The 19,044-nt window shown below is 62.6% G+C and carries 13 protein-coding genes and 1 tRNA gene; 8 read left to right on the top strand and 6 right to left on the bottom strand.

The annotated features are described in order from the left end of the window. Nucleotides 1–16 precede the first annotated feature (16 nt). From KQ659_RS16730 to KQ659_RS16720, 3 genes are all read right to left on the bottom strand, one after another. The gene (locus KQ659_RS16730; protein WP_216688176.1) at nt 17–3,184 is read right to left on the bottom strand and encodes a TonB-dependent receptor; all 3,168 of its coding nucleotides are present in this window, start codon (nt 3,182–3,184) and stop codon (nt 17–19) included. A gap of 180 nt (nt 3,185–3,364) precedes the next feature. Continuing rightward, complete coding sequence (locus KQ659_RS16725) at nt 3,365–4,477, bottom strand: inorganic phosphate transporter (RefSeq protein WP_216688177.1); 1,113 nt, start codon at nt 4,475–4,477, stop codon at nt 3,365–3,367. Nucleotides 4,478–4,630: 153 nt separating this feature from the next. Beyond that, nucleotides 4,631–6,493 (bottom strand): M1 family metallopeptidase, encoded by a 1,863-nt coding sequence (locus tag KQ659_RS16720; protein ID WP_216688178.1) that lies wholly within the window; start codon nt 6,491–6,493, stop codon nt 4,631–4,633. Between the two features lie 123 nt (nt 6,494–6,616). On the opposite strand from KQ659_RS16720, the gene KQ659_RS16715 reads away from it, so the two are divergent. The 3 genes from KQ659_RS16715 (at nt 6,617) to KQ659_RS16705 (ending at nt 11,935) form a co-directional block, all read left to right on the top strand. Beyond that, nucleotides 6,617–8,980, top strand: a complete 2,364-nt coding sequence (locus tag KQ659_RS16715; RefSeq protein WP_216688179.1) for a mechanosensitive ion channel family protein — start codon at nt 6,617–6,619, stop codon at nt 8,978–8,980. 1,273 nt (nt 8,981–10,253) lie between these two features. Then, nucleotides 10,254–11,180 carry an NAD-dependent epimerase/dehydratase family protein gene (locus tag KQ659_RS16710; RefSeq protein ID WP_216688180.1) on the top strand — a complete coding sequence of 309 codons (927 nt, stop codon included), beginning with the start codon at nt 10,254–10,256 and terminating at the stop codon, nt 11,178–11,180. A gap of 176 nt (nt 11,181–11,356) precedes the next feature. Then, the gene (locus KQ659_RS16705; protein ID WP_216686034.1) at nt 11,357–11,935 is read left to right on the top strand and encodes a type 1 glutamine amidotransferase domain-containing protein; all 579 of its coding nucleotides are present in this window, start codon (nt 11,357–11,359) and stop codon (nt 11,933–11,935) included. 182 nt (nt 11,936–12,117) lie between these two features. On the opposite strand, the gene KQ659_RS16700 is transcribed toward KQ659_RS16705, so the two are convergent. The 3 genes from KQ659_RS16700 to KQ659_RS16690 all read right to left on the bottom strand — a co-directional run bounded on the left by KQ659_RS16700 (nt 12,118) and on the right by KQ659_RS16690 (nt 14,790). Beyond that, complete coding sequence (locus KQ659_RS16700; protein WP_216688181.1) at nt 12,118–13,284, bottom strand: alpha/beta hydrolase; 1,167 nt, start codon at nt 13,282–13,284, stop codon at nt 12,118–12,120. A gap of 212 nt (nt 13,285–13,496) precedes the next feature. Beyond that, nucleotides 13,497–14,009, bottom strand: a complete 513-nt coding sequence (locus KQ659_RS16695; RefSeq protein ID WP_216680025.1) for a DUF6992 family protein — start codon at nt 14,007–14,009, stop codon at nt 13,497–13,499. An 82-nt stretch (nt 14,010–14,091) separates the two neighbouring features. Then, complete coding sequence (locus tag KQ659_RS16690; RefSeq protein WP_168672052.1) at nt 14,092–14,790, bottom strand: porin family protein; 699 nt, start codon at nt 14,788–14,790, stop codon at nt 14,092–14,094. Between the two features lie 188 nt (nt 14,791–14,978). Between KQ659_RS16690 and KQ659_RS16685 the strand changes: the two genes are divergently transcribed. The 5 genes from KQ659_RS16685 to KQ659_RS16665 all read left to right on the top strand — a co-directional run bounded on the left by KQ659_RS16685 (nt 14,979) and on the right by KQ659_RS16665 (nt 19,016). Next, nucleotides 14,979–15,053: transfer RNA gene (locus KQ659_RS16685), tRNA-Val, on the top strand. A 446-nt stretch (nt 15,054–15,499) separates the two neighbouring features. Beyond that, a complete protein-coding gene (locus KQ659_RS16680; protein WP_216680026.1) occupies nt 15,500–16,963 on the top strand; it encodes a BON domain-containing protein in 1,464 nt (487 codons plus the stop codon). Then, entirely contained in the window at nt 16,947–17,147 is a 201-nt protein-coding gene (locus KQ659_RS16675) for a hypothetical protein (protein ID WP_216688182.1), read from the top strand. Before KQ659_RS16680 ends, KQ659_RS16675 begins: the two co-directional genes overlap by 17 nt. Nucleotides 17,148–17,174: 27 nt before the next feature. Further along, entirely contained in the window at nt 17,175–17,996 is an 822-nt protein-coding gene (locus KQ659_RS16670) for a universal stress protein (RefSeq protein ID WP_216688183.1), read from the top strand. A gap of 81 nt (nt 17,997–18,077) precedes the next feature. Beyond that, on the top strand, nt 18,078–19,016 hold the full coding sequence (locus tag KQ659_RS16665; RefSeq protein WP_216680029.1) for a universal stress protein: 939 nt from the start codon (nt 18,078–18,080) through the stop codon (nt 19,014–19,016). The last annotated feature ends 28 nt before the right edge of the window (nt 19,017–19,044 follow it).

Raw genomic sequence — 19,044 nt, 5'->3', positions numbered from 1 at the left:
GAGCCACTCGCGCCGCCTAGTTAAACACATACCGAACCCCCACCTGCCCCTGCCAGCGCGAGTTGATGGGGTCCGTTTGCCAGGGCGTGCTGGTGGGGTTGCGGAACTGGAACACCGCCTGGTTTTTCACCGGGTCGATGCGCACGAAATCCATCAGGGCGTAGCCGGAGTTGTTGAGGTTGGGTACGAAGTATTGCAGGCCCCACTCGCGGTTGAGCAGATTGCCGAGGTTGATGAAATCGAAGGAGACTTCGAGGCGCTGCGAGCCGGTTTTGGTGAGGGGTACTTTGGCGATGAGGCGCAGGTCGAGCTGCTGGGTCCAGGGGGTGCGGGCGGCGTTGCGCTCGGCGTAGGTGCCGCGGCGGGTGGCCAGATAGGCGTCGTTGGCGATGTATTGGTCGAGCTGCGTGTACTGCTGCGCGGCCGATACCAGCACCGTGCCCTGGGCGTTGGTGATGTCGGCCAGCTGAATTTGCGAAGCGTCAGCGGGCACAAATACGAGGTCGTTTTTGGCCGAGCCGTCGCGGTTCACGTCGCCCTCATACACGAAGGAGAAGGGGCTGCCCGAGCGGGCAATGTAAATCAGGTTGGCGCTCAGGCTGAACTTGTCCTTTACCGGCACGGTGTAGGCCAGGTTGCCGATGAACTTGTGGCGCAAATCGAAGTTGGAGTAGGCCAGGGCGGGGTCGTTGGCCACCAGCGACTGGTTCCACTCGTAGTTGGCGGCCGGCGACACGCGCACGCCGTTCACCACGTCGCGGCTCACGCCGTAGCTGTAGCCCAGCGAGGCATCGAGGCGGTTGGGAATGCGCTTGGCCAACGTGAAGGTGGCGTTGTAGTTGTAGCCTTTGCTCGTGTTGGTCATCACAAACACGTTGGTGAAATTCGGGTCAATCTTGGCCGCGTTGCCCGTGGTGGTGTAGTACGGCCGGTTATCAGCCCCCGCGAAAGTGGCCTTGTTATCCTTGAAATTAATGGACTGAAACAGCACGCCCGACACCACTTTCGACAGCAGCCCCTCGGCCGTGAAGCTCATCTCCCAGGGCAGCTTCACATCTACGGCCAGCGACGATTTCCAGTCGCGCGGCAGCTTGAAGTTGTTGTCAATCAGGTTCACTTCGGCCAGGCCTGGCTGCAGCGATTGCAGGTTGGCCAGGTTCTCAGCAATGGGCAGTACCGCGCCGCTGGCCGGCTTGTAGTCGATGTTGTGGTAGGGGTCGCCCGACACGTAGTGCGCGTAGGCGTACCACACAAACGGGATGCGGCCCGTGAACAGGCCCGTGCCGCCGCGCAGCTGCACGGTGTTGGCCTCGTTCAGGGTGTAGTTGAACGCGGCGCGTGGGTTGAATTGCGGCACGCCGCCAAACTTGTTCTGGTATTGGTTGAAGGCCGCGTTGCGGGCCACTTCGGGGTTGGTGGGCACCTTGTCGGGGTGCAGCTGCATGTCGATGCGCAGGCCCAGCTGCACGCTCAGGCGGTTGCTTACCTGGTAGTCATCCTGGGCGTAGGCGCTGAGCAGAAAGGCGCGGAAATCGGCTGACGGGATGCTGCGGTTGTAGTCCGGGTCGTTGTTCTGGATGTTGTACACGCCGCGCACCCGGTTGGGCTTGTCTTGCAAAAAGGCATCGACCGACGAGTACTGCCAGCGGCCGTTGAAGGCCGTCAGGAAGCGGTACTGAATGCTGTTTAGCTCGTTGCTGGTGCCCAGCGTGATGGTGTGGCGGTTGCGGAAAATGGTGAGGTTATCGGTGATTTGCGTGGTGCTCAGGCCCGAGCCGTACACGGCCGCCTCGCGGTAGGTGCCGGCAAAAATCGAGGTCGACGTGTTGTAGTTGATTTCGAGGTGAGGGAAGATGCGCCCGTCGTAGGTCCGGTTCTCCGTCACCGTGTTCAGGCCCGCAATCAGCTGATTGGAAACGTGGTTGTTGAAGGTGCTTTTCAGCTCGGCCACCAGGCTGTTGGTGCGGCTGTTGTGCCGGAAACCCTGGTTGCCGAAGTTGAGGATGTTGGCTGAGCGTTCGAGGTTGTCGGCGTAGCCCACCACGAAGTTGTCGCGCAGGCTGAGGCGATGCTTGTCGGAGATGTTGTAGTCGAGGCGCAGCAGGAACTTGTCGCTGTTGCGCTGCACGTTAGCCGCGCCGTAGGTGCCGGGGTCGTAGCCGTACTGGCTTTTCAGCTTGTCGCTGATTTGCCGGGCCACCTCAATGGGCACAATGGCCCCAGCCTCGCCGGGGGCAAAGAGCACGGGCTCTTCGCGGCGCTGGTTTTCGTAGTTGGCGAAGTAAAACAGGCGGTTTTTGATGATGGCCCCGCCCAGGCTCGCGCCCGACTGAATGTCGTAGTAATTCTCAATCGGCTTGTGCTCGGCATCCACGCTGCGGCCGGTAATGAGCTGGTTGCGGGCGAAGCTGTACACCGTGCCGGTCAGGCGGTTGGTGCCGCTCTTGGTCACGGCGTTGATGTTGGCGCCCGTGAAGTTGCCCAGCGTCACGTTGAAGGGCGAAATCACCACCTGCATCTCATCAATGGCATCGATGGAAATAGGCTGGGTACCCGCCAGCGCCCCCGGCGTGCCTGAGGCCACCGTGCCGCCCGCCCCGCTCGCCGGCTCCTGAAAGCCCAGCACGTCGTTGGTGGCCATGCCGTCGATGCTCAGGTTATTGAAGCGGTAGTTGGTGCCGCCAAACGAGTTCTTGTTGCCCTGCGGCATCAGCTTGGTCAGGTCGCTCAGGCTGCGGTTCACCGTGGGCACGCCCTGAATGGCCTCGCGGCTGAGGTGGTAGCTCTGGCCGTTTTTGTCGGCCGCGAAGGAGTCGCCCCGGTGGCCGGTTACGGCTACTTCGCCCAGCACCGTAGCCGCTTCCACCAGCGCAAACGTTTGGCGCGTCACCTTGCCCAGGGGTAGGTTCAGGCCCTCGCGGCTTTGGCCGGTGTAGCCCACGTAGGTTACCTGCACGGTATAAGGCCCGCCGGGCTTCAAGTTATTTAGCAAAAACTTGCCGTCTGGCTCCGACTGCGTGCCGCTGCGGGTGCCCGTGGGCTCGTGCGTGAGGACCACCGTGGCCCCGGGAATACCCTCGCCTTTGGCGGTGGTAACAGTGCCCTCAAATACGCTGGTCGTGACCTGGGCGCGGGTGAGGAGCGGGAAGGAAAGGAGGAGGAGGAAAAGGAAGAGGTGTTTCACGATTGAGATAGTAGCTGGCGCGCGTCTGCGACGCGTGTCGACTGGGTTCGAGCCTGTGGCTCGGGATTGAAGTATGAGGATAATTGTCGTTCAACCATTATTCAGTGCCCGAGCCACAGGCTCGAACCCAGTCGGCACGCGTCGCAGACGCGCGCCAGCCAGCCAGCCCGATATTCATTATCAGCCAAACGCCCTAATCCCTGCATAAACCCCCGCGCTCAGCAGCGCCGCCACGGGCAGCGTGAGCAACCACGACAGACCGATTTTGGCGATTTCCTTCGAGTTAGCCGTGCCGTTCACCAGCCCGATGCCGTAGATGCTGCCCACCGACACGTGGGTGGTAGACACCGGCAGGCCCAGCTTGCTGGCGAAAATCACCAGTGCACTCGTTACCAGGTTGGCGGTAAAGCCCTGGCCGTGGTTGAGGCGCGATATTTTCTTGCTCATGGTATCGGCCACTTTGCGGGCGTTCAGCCAGCCGCCGATAGCCATGGCCCCGGCCAGGATGAGCACGTTCACCGGCATCTGGAAGAACTTGCACACCAGCAGCAGACCCAGCAGCTTGGGCGTGTCATTGAGGCCGCGGGCGAAGCTCATGGCCGCCGCGCTGGCGTAGTGCAGGCCGTTGATGAGGGGCTGGAAATCGAAGCCCAGGAACCGGCCCTGGTAGAGGTTCTGGCACTCGGCGGCGGTGGCTACGCTGCCCTGCAAGGTGGGCAGCGCCGTGAAGGCCGCCGTGGGCGAGCTGGCTACCGGCACCCAGGTTTCGCCCACGCACACGCAGCTTTCCTCCGTAATGCCCGCCGCCCGCCGGCCCTGCCGAAACAGCACGTACACCAGGCTGCCCAGCCCCACGGCCAGCACCGGCCCGGCCACCAGCGGCAGGAAAAACGTGCTGCCCAGCTTGGCAAAATTCACCGCTGGCCCTACTGCTACTAGCCCCGCGCCCACCAGCGCGCCCACCAGCCCGTGGGTGGTCGACACCGGGAAGCCGTAGCGCGTGGCCAGTAGCACCGTGACGCCCGCCGCCAGGGCGACGGCCAGGATAAACGCTACCGACCCGATAATCTCATCGGGCACCAGCCCCTTGCCCGAAAAGTTCTTAATCAGTTCCTCGGCAAAGAAATACGAGCACACCGAGCCGGCGAATGTGGCCACCGTGGCCAGCACCAGCGCCGGCCGGTAGGCCAGCGTGCCACTGCCCCAGAGCGTGGCCACGCCCTTGAAATTGTCGTTGGCCCCGTTGGAGTACGTGAGCAGCAAAACGGCCAGAAAGAGAAAAATTAGAAGCACAGGCTACCGTTTGAATAAATGAAAAGCCCCGCGCTGACTATCAGCGCGGGGCTTTGCCTCACAACTTACGATGATTATTTCGCTGTTGGTTTTACAATGTTAATAAATTGTTATGTGCCACTAGCGGGCAGCTTGCGAGCCCATAGCTCGCGGCTACTGCTGAGCCCAGTTATTATCCTTCTCATTCGCATCCATGAAAATGCCACCGTCCAGCTTCACCGCTTTCACCGGCTTCTTCACAGTGATGGTGGCTTGTTTCTGGTTGGCCTGCCACACAGCGGGCGACTGGTGCAGGGTTTCCCGGGTGCCGTCGGTGTATTCCACATTCACATCGAAAGGCACGGCGAAGCCGCCGATATTCTGCACGGTGATGGTGCTGCCGCTGGCCGCTACGGCCAGGTCGATGTAGTTATTCGTGAAAAACCAGTTGTTGAAAAACCAGCTCAAATCCTGGCCGCTGGCGCTGCTCATCGAGTTGAAATAGTCCCACGGAATGGGGTGCTTGCCGTGCCAGCGGTCCATGTACTCGTGCAGGGCTTTCTTGAACAGCGCATCGCCCAACATGTCTTTCAGGGCGAAATAGCTGAGCGAGGGTTTGCCGTAGGCATTGTTGCCGTAGCCGGCGCGCAGCTCGCTGCTGGGCGTGATGATGGGCAGGTCTTCGGCCGTGGCGGCGTCGTGAATCCAGCGGTTCACGCGGAACTGCTTGTAGAGCTTGTCGGCGGCTTCCTGGCCGTTTTCGGTGCGGCCGATGAGCAGCTCGAACGTAGTGGCCCATCCTTCGTCCATGAAAGCGTAGCGGCTCTCGTTGATGCCCATGTAGAAGGGGAAGTAGGTGTGCGCGATTTCGTGGTCCTGCACGAACTGCGCGAATTTGGGGTCCTTCTGCGGGCTGTCGTTCACCATCATCGGGTATTCCATGTCGGCAAAGCCCTGGAAAGCCGTCATCTTGGGGAAGGGGTAGGCCACGCCGGGCCAGTTGGCGGGGTTCGAGAACCAGCCCAGCGCGTACTGCGCATTCTTCACCGACTGCCGGAAATCGACCGTCGAGTCGGCGTAGGCGGCCTGTACGCTGGCGCGGCGCTTAGCCTTGGCATCCACGATTACGCTGGCGGCATCCCACACATAATGGTCGCTCAGGCCGAAGGTGACGTCCGAAATGTCTTTGGCGGTCCAGACCCAGGTATTCATCGGCTGCTGGGCGGTGATGCTTTTCTTGGCCAAATCGGCAGCGGTGGCAATGTGCAGCACCGCGTCGCTGGTCATCGACTTCGCCAGGAGTTTGGCCGCCGCCGGTTGGAGCACCTGTTTGGGGTTTTGCAGGGTGCCGGTGGCCCACACAATGTAGTTTGCCGGGGCCTGTACGCGCAGGGTGTAGTCGTTGAAATCGTTGTAGAACTCCTTGCTGTCGACGAAGGGCAGGCGGTCCCAGCCGGCGTAGTCGTCATACACGGCTACGCGGGGGTAGAAGTAGGCCAGGAAGAACGTGGTAGGGTCAATCATGCCCTCGCGGCCGCTTTCCACCGAAATGGGGAAATGCCAGGCCACGGCAAATTTCACTGAATCGTGCGGGGCCAGGGCCTTGGGCAGGCGCACGCCCGTAATAGTGCCGGTGCCCTGAACGGGCCGCGTTTGGCCGGCCACCCGGAACGTGTCAATCACGAGCCCGGAGGTGAGGTAGTCGGGCGAGGCATCGCCATCGCGCGACACACCGGGACGGTGAATGTTCTGGATGAGGCGCAGCAGTACTTGCTTCAGCGTATCGGGGCTGTTGTTGAAGTAGGTGATGGTTTCGCGGCCGCGAATGTCGCGGGCCGGGGGCGCGGCCTGCACCGTGATGTCGTAGCGGGCACGGTTCTGCCAGTAGTTGGGGCCGGGGCGGCCGTCGGGGCTGCGGGTGCCTTTGGCGAAGGCGGCTTTGATGTCGCGGGGTTGGTACAGCGGCGTCGTTTGTGCGGCGGCGGGCCGGGCGAGGCCGGCGAGCAGCAGCAGGGGCAGTAGTCGGGTCAATTTCATTGTGGAGACAGACGGGGTGAGCAGAGGCACGTTGCAAAGATGTAGCGTGAACGCTGCGGGGACGACATGCAATGCAAGGCGGCTGCTGGGTTTGCGCGTACTTTTCCGGACTAATGTTTCCTCATGCCCATTCAGAATCACCCATCAGCTAGCTGTTCTGGCCTGGCCGGCTCGCTCCGCCGGCTGGCCCTGCTACTGCTGGCCAGTTTGGCGGCCGCCAGCGCATCGGCCCAGCCCGCCCCGGCCCACGCCCATTCCGCCGCGCCCGATACCGTGACCCACGACGACGCCCACCGCCTCGAAGTGGCCTATACCACGCTGAGCAGCATTTCGGGTCAGGTGCGCAACGTGTTCGACTCGCGCGAGGTGGCCGAGGAATTGCCCAATATCGACGAAAACCTGCACGCCATCCGGCACAGCGTGGAGGAAACTGGGCAGGTAGTCGACATCAAGCAGCTGCAAATGTGCCAGCTCATGCTCGTTAATATTCAGGAGCAGCTGGCGGAGTGGCGCACGGCCCTGGGCGGGGCCCACGAGGCCCTCGAAGGCATGCAGGGGCGGCTGGCCGGGCTGGCGCGCCCGCCCATCCGGGAAGCGGCGACCGATGCCGCCGCCCGGGCGCTGGCCCACGCCGACTCGGCTCTGCAAACGCGGCAGCAGCGCATTGGCGGGCTGCTGGCCAAGCGGTTCGGCCGCACCCGGCAGCTGCAGACGCAGGTGGCTGCCAGCTACATTCAGACCCTGGAGCTGCAGGACGAGGTGGGCGACCAGATGCGCCGCTTCGGCCGTACCACCATGCGGGCGGCCTATCCGCCGCTGTGGGCAGCGCGGGCCGTGCCGGTGGCCGCCGATGCCGATGCCGACCACGCCGCCGCCGACCGCCGCGAAATCATCAACTTCTACTTCGCCAACAACTGGGACAACTGGGCGTTCATGCTGCTCATCGGGCTGGTGTTCTACGGCTGGGTGGGCTACAACTATCGGCGCGTGAAAGTCCGCACGCTGGACCTGGAAGAGGATTTTCGCTACCTGCGGCCGGGGCCGCTGGCGGCTACCGGGGTGGTGGTGTTCAGCCTGGCTCCGGCCCTGGAGCTGCATCCGCCGCCCGTATACCTGGCGCTGCTGCAGGCACTGCTGCTGGTGGCCCTCACGGCGGTATTTGCCCGCAGCTGGGCGCGGCCCCTGTTTCGGTACTGGCTGGTGCTGGTGGCGTTTGTGGTGGTGCTCACCATTACGAATGCCAACGCGGCTACTGGCCTAGGCGCGCGCTGGGGACTGCTGGTGCTGAACGTGTTGGCCGCCGGGCTGGGCGTGCTGCTGCTGTGGCGGCTGCGCGAAACCATGGCCCTGCTGCGCTTCCTGATTCCGGTGACGTGGCTGTTTATCGGGTTGAACCTGCTGGCGGTGGTGGGCAACGTGTTTGGGCGGCTGAGCCTGGCCAAGCTGTTCAGCACGGCGGCCATTTTCGGGCTCACGCAGGGCATCGGGCTGGCGGTGTTCGTCGAGCTGTTCACCGAGGCCTTTCACCTGCAGATTCTGGGCAGCCGCTCGGGCGAGGGGCGCGCCGCCAGCTTCGATTTCGCCCAGATTGAGAAGCACCTGCTGCGCCTGCTAACGGGCGTGGCGGCGGCCCTGTGGATACTGGTATTCACCTCCAATCTCAACGCGTATTCCACGCTCTACGCGGGGCTGGAGCAGGTACTCACGGCTCCGCACACGCTGGGCAGCACGGTATTCACGCTGGGCAATATTCTGTTGTTTTTCTTCATCCTGTTCGTTTCGGCGCAATTGCAGCAGTACATCGGCTACTTTTTTGGCGATGTGGGCGAGGACGACAGCGCCGAGGCCCGGCACCGGGGCTCGTGGCTGGTGGCGCTGCGGCTGCTGCTGGTGGTGGTGGGCTTCGCGCTGGCCACGGCCGCCACGGGCCTGCCGCTCAGCAAAATTGCCATCGTGTTTGGGGCGCTCAGCGTGGGCATCGGGCTGGGCCTGCAAAGCATTGTGAATAACCTGGTGTCGGGCATTATCCTGATTTTTGAGCGGCCCTTTCACGTCGGCGACTTCATTGAGGTGGCTGGTAAATCGGGCCGGGTGCAGGACATCGGCATCCGCTCCAGCAAGCTGCTGTCGGTGACGGGCTCCGAAATCATCGTGCCCAACGGCGATTTGCTCTCCAACCACGTCATCAACTGGACGCGCACCAACGACCACGTTCGCGTGGATTTGGTGCTGCGTCTGGCCCCCGGCACCGACCTGCAAACCGACCTGCAAACCGCCCGCGAGCTCATCCAGGAGGAAATCAAAACCAGCCCCTATACCATGCAAAACCTGCCGCCCGAAATCCTGCTCAGCAGCATCAACGGGCAGGTCTACGAGCTGAAAGTCCTGTTCTGGGTCACCAACATCCGGCAGGAGCAGCTCACGAAAAGCGAGATTCTGGCCGGGATTTACCGGCGCTTCACGGCGCAGGGTTTGCTACTGAGCTAGGGCGGCTGCGCGGCGGGTGGTAGCGCGAATTTTAAGTGCTGATGCAGCCGTGAGCGTATGCTAAGCAGTGCCCCCGGTCAGACCGCCCTAGGCGGTCTGACCGGTTATCATCAGGGCGGAATCGTGCTCACTTCAACCGGTCGGACCGCCTGGGGCGGTCGGACCGGCCCCCCGCTGGCGCGCGTCTGCGACGCGCTGCCCGCTGGTTCCGAGCCTCTGGCTCGCTGGTCGAATAATCTACGCGAAGTTCGTTCAAGAAGCGAGCCACAGGCTCGGGGCCAATAGGCTCGGGGCCAATAGGCAGCGCGTCGAAAGACGCGCGCCAGCGGGAGTGAGGTCAGTAATTTGATAGCTACTTCTGTACCTTTCAGATTCTGCTTTTTTGATTATGCCTGTTACTCCTATTTGCTGCTATTCCCGCTGGCAATTGTTGTTGTCAATCTGCTGGATTATATTGACTGGCTGCAGTAGTGAACGAGCAGCGTTTCGCGTCCCTCCGCTCTCAACAGCCAGAATACATTCAGATAATTACAGGCCGCAAGTGAGTGATTCCTGTGGTCATGCACTGGTCGTAGAAACTATCAAAAGTCGAAGACTTGGGCGGCGCTTTACTTCACCGCAGGAAGTCCTTCGCTCCGCATCACGCCATGCAGTTCCTCTGCGTGGCTTTATAATTTGGAATAGAGCGAAGAAATCAAGTACATCGGAAAAGCCTGAAGCGAGTCAGCCACTTCGTTATCGTCAAGTACCATTGTCGGAACATCGTATAGTATCGCCCCGGCATAGTGGAGCGTGGGTTGCTTTGCTTTTCGCTGGTATCGGTCTAGGCTTAGCCGTCTTAGCTGTTTGGGGTGCCATTTCAGCCGCCGCTTCTACTCAAGCCTTGGTTGTGTTTTTAGCCATTATTCTATGGCCGTTGGCGGTGCTCTTTGCCATTGCGGGTCTTGGCTTAGGATTGTGGATATACTTGTCATGAATTTCCAACCGCTGGAAAGCAAGTAGTGCTTAATGGTAAACTCTGCTGCACCTATTTCACAAGCTGCACGGAGCTGTCGTTAATGCCATACAGGTGCTGCCTGAGCAGCTGGGTGATTTTCGGGCCGGCCGGCAGTACGGGGCGTAGCCGTGGGCGGCGTACACGTTCACGGGGCGGTGGTAGCTGTCGGGCCAGAAGCTGCTTCGCCGGGCGGCCGGGCGTCAGATTTCTCACGGGCTCCGGCCCACATTCCCGCCCCAGCTCCCGTATAGCCCCCCACCATCTATCCCTATTCTAATGAAAACCCCCAATAATAAAACCACTAAGCCCCGCGTGCTCGTCACCGGTGGCACCGGCAAGCTGGGCAAAGTCTGTGTCGCCGATTTGCAGGCCCACGGCTACGACGTGTTCGTAGTCGATACCGTGCCGGCCGGCGAAAACGTGCCCCACATGGTGGCCGACCTCGCCGATTTTGGCCAGACGCTGGATGCCCTCTCGTCGGTAGGCCACCACATATACGCTGGTGTGGCCCCGCAGGCGTTCGATGCCGTGGTGCATCTGGCGGCCATTCCCACTCCGCGCATTGCCCCCGATGCCCACATCTTCCAGAACAACATCATGAGCACCTACAACGTGTTCGAGGCGGCACGGCGGCTGGGCATCCGCAACGTTATCTGGGCCAGCAGCGAAACCACGCTGGGCGAGCCCTTCGACGAAAAGGCCCCCTACGCGCCCGTAGACGAAGATTACCCGCTGCGCGCCAAAAGCGCCTACGCCTTGGCCAAGGTGCTGATGGAGGACATGGCCCGCCAGTTCTGCTACCAGACGCCGGACATGAAGCTCGTGGGCCTGCGCTTCTCCAACGTGATGGAGCCCGCCGACTACGCCAAATTCCCTGCCTACAACGACGACCCCCAGGAGCGCAAGTGGAACATGTGGGCCTACATCGACGCCCGCGACGGTGCCCAGGCCATTCGCAAAGCCGTGGAGTGGCAGGCCACCGGCATGCACGCCTTCATCATCGCCAACGCCGATACCGTGATGTCGAAATCCTCGACCGACCTCATGGCCGAGGTGTTCCCTGGCGTGGAAGTGCGCAAGAAGCTGGGCCAGCACGAAACCCTGCTTTCCATTGAAAAGGCCCGCCGCGAGCTGGGCTACGAGCCCGAATACAGCTGGCGCGAGGCCAAAACCACGGCGCCCGCCAAGGCCAAAAAGGCGTAGCCGCCACAGCAAACCGGCCTGGGGCGGCAGGCCGCCGCTACGGCTCTGCTTATTCCGCGCCGGGAGTCGGCGCTTACCAAAAAGCCCGAATTTTATCCAACCTGCGGCTTTTTTGGGCGTAAACCCAGGCAGCCGGGCATTCTTCCGGCACTACGCTTCTTACTTTCCAGACTACTATGAGCATCTTCAGCAGCGACAAACTCAAGGGCAAGAAAATTGCCATCATTGCCACCGACGGCTTCGAGCAGGCCGAACTCGACGACCCCAAGAAATACCTCGAAGGCGAGGGTGCCGAAACCCACGTCATTTCCCTCAAAAGCGGCTCCATTAAGGGCTGGGACGGCCCCAACAAGGACTGGGGCAGCAAAGTCGATGTCGATAAAGTAATCACCGATGCCAAGCCGGCCGACTACGACGCCCTGGTGCTGCCGGGCGGCCAAATGAACCCCGATATCCTGCGTACCAACAAAGACGTGGTAGCCTTCGTGAAGGAATTTGCCGGCTCGGGCAAAGTGGTAGCTGCCATCTGCCACGGCCCCTGGACGCTGATTGAGGCCGACGTGGTGCGCGGCAAGCGCATGACCAGCTGGCCCAGCCTGCAAACCGACCTGCGCAATGCCGGCGCGCATTGGGAAGACTCAGAAGTGGTGACCGACCACGGCCTCATCACCAGCCGCAAGCCGGAGGACATTCCGGCCTTCAACAAGAAGATTGTGGAAGAAATGCTGGAGCCCCAGCACGGCGGGCATAACTAGCACCCGTCTGACTGCCAATGAGTAAATGCCTGGTGATAAGCCACCTGCATCTTATTTATTCGCTTCGTCTTCTGGCTCTACGTCCGCGTAGGAGGGGGGTGACGTCAAGCAAAGAGGCCCGGCAACTTAGGTTGCCGGGCCTCTTTGCTTGTTGCGGACGCGCAAGGTGCAGAAGGCCAGGGCTATTTCTGGCTCATAATCCAGGTGTAGATACTGGCCTGGGCATCGGGCGATATGGGCGCGGGCGACATTCCGTCGGCCTCCACTTTGCTCAGCTGTAAGGCGTGGTTGAGGCCGGGTACGTGCAGCTCGGTTACGCGGGCATTGCTGCGGAGGCCTTTTTTGAGGAGGGCCAGATTAACCGTGGCATTCACCTCGGCATCGTCTTCGCCCTGCAGCAGCAGCACGGGGCACTGCACCTTGGGCAGCGTGAGCAGAGGGTCGAAGGCCAGGTAGTTGCGGTAGGCGGGCATGGTCAGGGTTTGCACGCTGGTCTGCACATCCTCCGGCGCAATGTTGGGGTAGCGCTGGCGCAGCATATTGCTGAGAATGGCCTGGGCCTGCGCGTTGTCGGGCGTTTGGCGCACTATTTCCAGCATGGCGCGCTGGTGCTTCACTAGAGCTTCCTCGTCGTGGCGTATGGCCATTTTCTGGCGCAGGCGTTGCTGGTCGAGGTAGGTTTGCACCTGGGCGCTGTTGGAGCCGTGGGCGCGCATTTTGGTGGCTTCCTGCTCGGCAGCCACTTGGTCGAGGCGGTACTTGTGCTGGCGTTGCGCATCGGTCGAATCGTTGCCGAGCACCTTGCCATACATGGTGGGCTGAGTGGCCAGTAGTTCGCGGCCGGGCAAGCCCGCCGCTGCCAGCGTTACCAAAAACGTGGGCGCCAGCAGCTGCGCGCTGGCCAGCAGGGCCACGTTGCCACCCTCGCCGTGGCCGATAAGGCCGAGCCGCGTCACATCGACCTGGGGCCGGGTGCGCAGGTAGTTCAGGGCCGCCAAGGCATCGGCCGAGCGTTCGGCCAGCGTGCCGGGCGTAGCGGGGCCGTTATCGGTGCCGCGCTCTTCCAGGCGCAGCACCACCATGCCCTTGCTCACGAGGTAGTCGGCCAGGTTGGTTAGTAGCTGCTTGTCGGCCGGGGTGGGGGCCAGGGTGCCAGCTTTGTGCTCGGCCAGCAGCACCGCCGCCGGAAAAGGCCCGGGGCCGGTGGGCAGCCGCAGCACCCCGTTGAGGCGCATGCCCCCAGCCGGCGACGAGAGCACCACTGCCTCTACCCGGTCGAGGGTGTTGGCCGGCGCATCAAACGTCAGCAGCAGGCAAAAAGCAGCGAGAACAGAGCAGAAAGAGCGCATAAGCAGGAGGCTGAAAACCAGCCTTCCCCAGAATACTCGGGGCGTGGGCGGTGGTGACAGAGCGACGCAAAGCTCTACCACCCGTATTCTCAACGGATTGGTTTCCCGTTGAACCGGTCTGTTTCGTCGTCTTATGGTACCATTTGCTGCGCGAATGGAAACCGGCTATTCTCATAATGGGCCGATAATCCCAATCTGGGATAAAATAACCATCATCCCAGCAGCCGAAACCAGTCGCGCCCCAGCCAGTGCAGCAGGCTCCACATCGTGGCATCAAACACCAGCAGAAATCCGCCCTGCACCCACAGCGAGCGGCCGAAGCCCAGCAGCCGCACGGGAAGCACCTGCCCCGGCACCAGGGCCCGCGCCCGCAGGTAGTAGCCGGTCATAATATAGGCCACGTCGAGCCCAGCATTCAGCAAAAACAGGTTCTCGTTGAACAGCTGCGACTGCAGCAGCTCGGCGGGCACCAAGCCGGCCGGCGCCACGAAGTGCAGCTGCAGAATGCCCCACGCGGCCAGCCCGGCGTTCACCAGGCCCCAGCCCACGTTCATGCCGTGGAAATAGAACGACTCGTGCCGCCGGTCGCTGTTGGCCAGATAGTAGCCGCTGCCCACCAAGTTGAGGAGTACCCAAGCCGTCAGCACGGCCAGGCCCCGGCCCAGCAGCAGCTCGCGCGTCATAAAGAGGCGGGCAATATCGACGGCAGCAAGGGAGGCGGGCATGGTAGCGGGAGGGGCGAAGGGGAAATAAAAAAGGAAGCCCTGGTGGGGCTTCCTTTCTTAACAAAAATGCAAGGCCGTGCGCTTATTGACGCAGGCCAATGGCCACATACAGCTGCACAACCTGGTTGTGCACCGAAGGCAGGGTAACCGTGGAAGTACCACCATTGGCGCTGGGATACTGCTTGCTGGTATCGAATATTTTGCCAAAAGACAGGTCATAGCGAGCGCCGAGGCGTGCGGGGCCTACGCGGTACTCCAATCCGCCGATGCCGCCGAAATCCACCGTGTTGAAGCCTCTGGCCGCTAGGCCCAGGTCCTCATCGCCCTGCTTGGCTTTGGTGAGCAGCGAAATCTGCGGCCCAATATGGAAGCTGAAATTATCGGTAACATTGCCCACGTAGAGAATGGGCAGTTCGAGATAATCGAGGCGAGTGGTTTTGTTAACGAGGCTCACATTGCTGCCATTCACCACGTTGATGTCGGAGTTGTAGCCCTTGCGGTTGTAGAGCAGCTCTACCTGAATCGACGAAAAGTTGTTGAGCCCAAACTGACCATAAACGCCCGCATGGAAGGCGTTGTAAGCCGATACGTTGGTGATGCCATCGCCGTAGGGACGGGAGAAGTTGTAGCCGCCTTTCACACCAAAACCGGTATTGCCCGATTCGGTCGATTTGCCGCCCGTGTAGTCTTTGGAAGACGTAGCGCCGCCGGGAGCCGCCTGGGCAAACGCAGAAGAAGCCGAAGTAACAGCCAGCAGCAATAGTAGGAGAGTCTTTTTCATGGGTGAAATGAAGTGAGGGTAATGGGCCAGCGGCCGGGGAAGACTACTATTCCCGTTTGCCACTATACTTTGCCGGGACCATAAGGTTGCCTGTCGGCCTCGTTCGGGAGAAAAAAGTGGGCCCGGTTAGTCTCATCCGCAACGCGGAACTACCTTTGAGGCGGCGGCCCGCGGGCATGGCCAATTCCGGGGTGTTAGCTCAGTTGGTTCAGAGCGCCACCCTGACACGGTGGAGGTCGTTGGTTCGAGCCCAATACGCCTCACGGAAACCCTCATTGCAGTGCGCAATGAGGGTTTTTTTATGGATTACCCCCCGGTTGATTCAGTGCTGTTTCCAGAGCTGTATACGGGACGTAGCGACGCGACACTTCGCGTATCCCCGTTGAACGACGCCCACGCGAGGAGACGCGAAGTGTTGCGCTTGAAATATGCTACAGCATTATCATTTAAGTAACTAATTATTCTCCTGGCCCCAGCGGGTACGAGCCCTGTGGGGCCTAGCGAACGGCTGCATGACTTCCTGCCTGCCGCTGCCGTTGGCCTGGAGTGGGCTACGGCGCGGTCCTGCATGGCGGGCGGCCACTACTTGACGCATGTCATGCGATGCGACAATTCTGGTCATGGGAAAGGGGGGGAGGCGAAGGGACCTTTGAGGAAGGCTGACTTTCTGGTCGGCCCGCACTTTTCTCACCCCAATTCCCACCCGCCCATGCAATCCACTCAATTGCTTACGCCGCCCGCTGCTACCGAGCGCGTGACCGATGCTGCCATCACAGCGGCCATCAAAATGCTGCTGGCCAACAAGAAAGGTCTTGTCGTGCACCAGATTGCCGTGCAGACCCGCGATGGCATCGTCGAGCTGAGCGGCTTCACCACCAATCTGCTGGCGCGGCAGCGGGCCGAAGAAATTGCGCTGGCCGTGCACGGAGTGGGCGGCGTGCACAGCACCCTGGTCGTGCGCACTGCCGACGTGCCCGATGCCGAGCTGCAGCACGCCGTGGCTCGCGCCCTGGCTGACGACCCGGCCACCAACGACTACCAGGTGCATTGCCGGGCCAGCCACTGCGTGGTCACGCTAAGCGGCCTGGTGCAGTCGTGGGCCGAGAAACAGCTGGTGCTGTGCGTGGTGCAGGGCGTGCGCGGGGTGCGCGGCGTAGAAGCCGGGGAGCTGATGATTCGCGGGGGCGCCATTTTGAATTCGGATGAGGAAATTGTTGCCCAGATTCGGGAGCAGCTCGACTGGGACATTCGCGTGAACGGGGCGCTGGTGGTGGTGAGCATCCACGAGCAGGTGGTGCACCTGTCGGGCACGGTGGGTACGGCCGCCGAGAAAGACCGCATCGTGGGCATGGCCTACCAAACCGGCACTACCTGCGTGGATGCCCGCGACCTGTTTGTGGCCTATTGGGTAATGGGGCGCGAAATCCGCCGCGAGAAATTTGCCCCTAAAACGGATGCTGCCATTGGGGCCGCCGTGCGCGCCATGCTCCACTTCAACCCGCGCGTGCGCTCGGCCGAAACACTGGTGCAGGTGCTCGATGGGGTGGTGACGCTGGCCGGCACCGTGCGCAACCTGCGCATCCGGCAGGGGGCCGAACAGGACGCCCGCCACGTGGTGGGCGTGCACAACGTGCACAACCTGCTGAAGGTGCGGCCCGCCCAGCTGGTGCCCGATGAAGAAATTCGCCAGACTATTGTGGCCGCCCTGGCCCGAGACCCTTACGTGGGCCACCTGCAATTTGGCGTGCAGGTGCACGGCGGGCAGGCCCTGCTCACGGGCCGGGTCGACACGCATTTTGAGCTGGAACAGGCCGGCGATGTGGTAGCCGGCGCGAATGGCGTGGTGGATGTGAACAACCGGCTGGACGTGGTGGGCGCGGCGGTCGGGCGGGTATCGGCCCCGGCCCCGCGCAACCCCGACTTGGCGCTGGCGGCCCGCATTCGGGCCCGCTACCGCTGGTCGGCGGGGCTGCACGACCAGGAGGTGGCCGTGCAGGTAGTCGCTGGCCGGGCCACCCTCACCGGCACCGTCGATACCTGGCTCGACCGCAAGCTGGCGGCCCAGGAGGCCCACGAAGCCGGTGCCCACGAGGTGAACAACCACCTGCTCGTGCTGAATACCGACCCGCGCATCAACCACCAAACCCCCGTCGAATATGGAATCGAAGCCTAGCCCCGCCCCTTACTACGCCGAAGATTCGGTGTGGTCCATCAGCGCCGGCACCCGACAGGGCGCGCAGGAAGCCGATGCCTGCATGGCCGCCGACGACTGGCTGTATGCCGCCCCCGGCCTGCCGGTGCCGGCTGCGGCCCGGCCCAAGGATGCCCCCAGCCCGCCCCCAATGCCTTCGCACTGATTTCTGCACCTCTTTTTCTTCATTGCCATGACGCCCTCCATCGTTGTTCTGACCGATTTTTTCGCTGTTTCCAACCGGGCGTTGTCCTATGCGGCCGGGCTGGCCGTGCCGCTGAAGGCCAGCCTGCTGCTGCTGCACGCCCGCCACGACGAGCTGCTGGCCCCGGCAGCGTTTGCCAGCCGGCACACGACCGACGGCGAGCTGAAAACCGCTTACGCCCTGGAAAAGCTGGCGGCCGCGCAGCCCGTGGCTACGGATATCGACATTTCGAGCTTCTCGCTGGCCGAAGCCTTGCAGGAAGTGGTGGGGCAGCGCCCGCCGCTGCTGGTGGTGCTGGGCCGGGCCGGAGCCGAGCCTACCCCCGAAGACCTGGTAACGGCCACGGCCATGGACCTGCTGCGCCACACGCCCTACCCGCTGCTGGTGATACCGCTGGCCGGTTGGGACGCCTTCCCGCCCCGCCGCCTGCTGCTGGCCGTGGATGGCGAACCCTTCAGCCTGGTCGAATACCGCGACGTGCTCAACCAGCTGCTGCACGCCACCCAAGGCACCTTCAGCCTGGTGCAGGTGACGGATAACGGCGACACGCCCCCGAGCGCCGCCGCCGTGCTCGACACGGTGCGCACCAACGACCTTGTAAGCGAGCTGGCCGAAAACAGCCTGCGCCAGGTGTACCAGAACACCATTGTGGGCGGTATTCTGCAGGAGGCAGCCGGGGAGCAGGCCGATATGCTGGTGGTTGTCGCCCGTCGGCATAGTCTGCTGGGCGGCTTGTTCCACCGCAGCGTGACGGCGCAGCTGCTGCGCGAAAGTGCCATTCCGGTGCTGGTGCTGCCGGCGGCGGATTAGGCTTTTGGCTGAAACAGGACGTCATGCTGAGCATGACCGTTGCTCCCTTCCCTCTTTCCCGCACCTTCCCACCCTTCCGCCATGGCCCTCACGCTTATTGTTTTTGCCGGTTTTTATGCCACTCCCCGCCACACGGTGCACTACGCCAATACCCTGGCGCAGGCCCTGCACGGCCCGCTGGTGCTACTGCACGTCAACCGGGCGTCCATGTTCGACCCCTACGCGCTGATGGCCGATAGCTACCACCAGGACGAGTTGAACCGCCAGACGGATACCGCCGCCGCCCTCTACCGGTTGGCCGAGGAGCTGCACACCCAGCCCACCGTGGAGGTGGCCACCGACCTGCTGCCCGAAGTGGCCCGGGACCTGGCCACCCGGCACCATCCGGCCCTGTTTGTGCTCAGCCAGCCCGCCGCGCAGCCGGCCGATAGCAGCGTGGCCCAGGGCTGTGCCGAGCTGTTGCGGGCCGGCCACTTCCCGCTGCTGCTGGTGCCGCCCACCGCCCCGGCCGACCAGCCCCCATGCCGCATCCTCATCGCCGCCGACCGCGAGCCCTTCCTGCTGGCCACCCAGGCTCAACCTCTGCGCCAGCTGCTGGCGCTGCCCGGCGCGGTGCTCACCGTGGCCCACGTATCGAGCGGGGTGGAAGACGACGCCGGGTGCAGTGCCGCCCTGCGCGCCGTGCAGCTCAGCGGCCTGCTAACGGGCCTGCCCACGCCCGGGCTGCGCGGCTACAAGCACGACAGCTACGCCGAGGGCCTGCTGGCCGCCGTGCAGGACACTCAGGCCGATATGGTCATCGTACTGGCCCGCGAGCGCAGCTACCTTGGCGAGCTTTTTCATGAAAGCGTGACGGCTCGCCTGCTGGCCCATTGCCCCGTGTCGGTGCTGGTGCTGCCGGTGGTAGCGCCCGCGCCCGCCCCTGTGTCCGCTTCCGCGTCCGCGGACGCGTCGAACCACTTCGCGATTGCCGCCCAGCTTACCAATTCGGTGCTTGCTGGCCTAGCTCCCGCCAACTGACCGTTGGCGGGCCTCACCGGTAGCCTTC

The organism is Hymenobacter siberiensis, assembly GCF_018967865.2.
In the GTDB taxonomy this organism is placed as follows: Bacteria; Bacteroidota; Bacteroidia; order Cytophagales; family Hymenobacteraceae; genus Hymenobacter; species Hymenobacter siberiensis.
Note: the sequence above shows the minus strand (reverse complement) of the source record. Positions and strands in the feature narration are given on the sequence as shown.

Excerpts from the sequence above, each read along its gene's own strand:
- KQ659_RS16680 (WP_216680026.1), top strand. The coding sequence starts at position 15,500 with ATGCAATCCACTCAATTGCTTACGCCGCCCGCTGCTACCGAGCGCGTG.
- KQ659_RS16670 (WP_216688183.1), top strand. The coding sequence starts at position 17,175 with ATGACGCCCTCCATCGTTGTTCTGACCGATTTTTTCGCTGTTTCCAAC.
- KQ659_RS16665 (WP_216680029.1), top strand. The coding sequence starts at position 18,078 with ATGGCCCTCACGCTTATTGTTTTTGCCGGTTTTTATGCCACTCCCCGC.
- KQ659_RS16705 (WP_216686034.1), top strand. The coding sequence starts at position 11,357 with ATGAGCATCTTCAGCAGCGACAAACTCAAGGGCAAGAAAATTGCCATC.
- KQ659_RS16720 (WP_216688178.1), bottom strand. The coding sequence starts at position 6,493 with ATGAAATTGACCCGACTACTGCCCCTGCTGCTGCTCGCCGGCCTCGCC.
- KQ659_RS16690 (WP_168672052.1), bottom strand. The coding sequence starts at position 14,790 with ATGAAAAAGACTCTCCTACTATTGCTGCTGGCTGTTACTTCGGCTTCT.
- KQ659_RS16715 (WP_216688179.1), top strand. The coding sequence starts at position 6,617 with ATGCCCATTCAGAATCACCCATCAGCTAGCTGTTCTGGCCTGGCCGGC.
- KQ659_RS16710 (WP_216688180.1), top strand. The coding sequence starts at position 10,254 with ATGAAAACCCCCAATAATAAAACCACTAAGCCCCGCGTGCTCGTCACC.
- KQ659_RS16675 (WP_216688182.1), top strand. The coding sequence starts at position 16,947 with ATGGAATCGAAGCCTAGCCCCGCCCCTTACTACGCCGAAGATTCGGTG.
- KQ659_RS16695 (WP_216680025.1), bottom strand. The coding sequence starts at position 14,009 with ATGCCCGCCTCCCTTGCTGCCGTCGATATTGCCCGCCTCTTTATGACG.
- KQ659_RS16700 (WP_216688181.1), bottom strand. The coding sequence starts at position 13,284 with ATGCGCTCTTTCTGCTCTGTTCTCGCTGCTTTTTGCCTGCTGCTGACG.